This is a genomic window from Polaribacter sp. 2305UL8-11, from assembly GCF_058147165.1.
Window position 1 is genome coordinate 1 of record NZ_JBYVJW010000030.1, and the last position, 1,419, is coordinate 1,419.

The window sequence follows — 1,419 nt, forward strand, 5'->3', positions numbered from 1 at the left end:
CGCGGATTTTCTTGGTTTGTGTTTTTTTAGTAACTTTACTAATGTACCAAACGCAACTTTTCTTACACCAAAACGTTGTAGTGCATTTGAGAAATGAACAAACCTGAAAAAATAAATTCTTTAGAAAAGATAAAAGAAGAACTCGGTAAAATTGATAGTAAGGGAAACAAAAACCGTACTAAAAGATTTATTGGTGCAGCATTAGGAAGTGTTCCAGGAGTTGGCGGTTTTATTGCAGCGAGTGCAGCATTGCATGGCGAGATTGAGCAAGGAAAAATAAATAGTCTAATGGAAATATGGCTGGATGAACATGAAGGAAAATTAGACGCTCTTGCAAAAACCTTATACCAAATATTAGAAAGAATAAATTCAGCTGGAATTGAAGTACATGAAAGAATGGAAAGCGAAGAATATTTGACCCTAGTAAGGAAAGGATTCAAAGAATGGGACAACGCAGAAACTTTTGAAAAGAAAGAATATATTCGAAAACTACTTACAAACGCATGTGCAACTGATATAACTACTGATGACTTAATTCAGTTATTTATAGATTGGATAAGAACTTATCACGATACTCACTTTTTAGTTATTAAAGAAATTTATAAAAATCCCGGAATTACAAGAGGCCAAATATGGAATAATTTAAACGGAACTTATCCAAGAGAAGATTCTATGGAAGCCGACCTTTATAAATTACTCATTAGAGATTTGAGTACAGGAGGAATAATTAGACAACATAGAGAAAAAAACTATGATGGTACTTTCGTGAAAACTTCAAGAAGAGGCACAAAATCAAGCACTTTAACATCTGCTTTTGAAAATACGAAACAATACGAATTGACTGAATTAGGTAAACAATTTGTCCATTATACGATGGAGGAAGTAGTAACAAAAATTAGCTAATGGAATATAAATATTGTTGGAGATGTAAAATGGAAGTGCCAATGCTCGACAAGGAAGAACATGCCGTTGCATCAAAACTATATGCTAAAGGGTTTAAAGTTTTGAAAAAAGATAGACAAGAGCGTTTCAAAGAGTTATTAGATTACTATAATGATTTAACTGGATTTGGAGAAACTGAACCCAATGCAATTGTACATCACGCAATTGAAATGTATGGTCCTGACTGTGAAAATTGCGGAAAACCATATAGAACACCAGAAGCAAAATTATGTGCAGCTTGTGGAAATAAAAGAATAGTAACTGAATAAAAACGCACTACAACACCGTGTATAATTCATTGCTAGTACTCGCCTACTTACGAAAATCCTCGCGGATTTTCTATTCGGTTTGTATTTGCTAAATTAGTTGCTGAAACACGCAACGAAATCATACACAAACACGTTATGTGTAAGTTTTCGTGACTAAAGAAAATTCATGAAATTTATAACGAACTTAAGTCTTTTAAATTCAAAAAGA

General features: G+C 33.0%; 2 protein-coding genes. Both read left to right on the forward strand.

The window, feature by feature from the left end:
* Nucleotides 1–93: 93 nt before the first annotated feature.
* Entirely contained in the window at nt 94–903 is an 810-nt protein-coding gene (locus ACY2RW_RS16075; protein WP_490123750.1) for a hypothetical protein, read from the forward strand.
* Nucleotides 904–944: 41 nt separating this feature from the next.
* On the forward strand, nt 945–1,211 hold the full coding sequence (locus ACY2RW_RS16080; RefSeq protein WP_490123751.1) for a hypothetical protein: 267 nt from the start codon (nt 945–947) through the stop codon (nt 1,209–1,211).
* Nucleotides 1,212–1,419: the final 208 nt, after the last annotated feature.

Coding starts and splice junctions, on each gene's coding strand:
- ACY2RW_RS16075 (WP_490123750.1), top strand. CDS start 94: ATGAACAAACCTGAAAAAATAAATTCTTTAGAAAAGATAAAAGAAGAA.
- ACY2RW_RS16080 (WP_490123751.1), top strand. CDS start 945: ATGCTCGACAAGGAAGAACATGCCGTTGCATCAAAACTATATGCTAAA.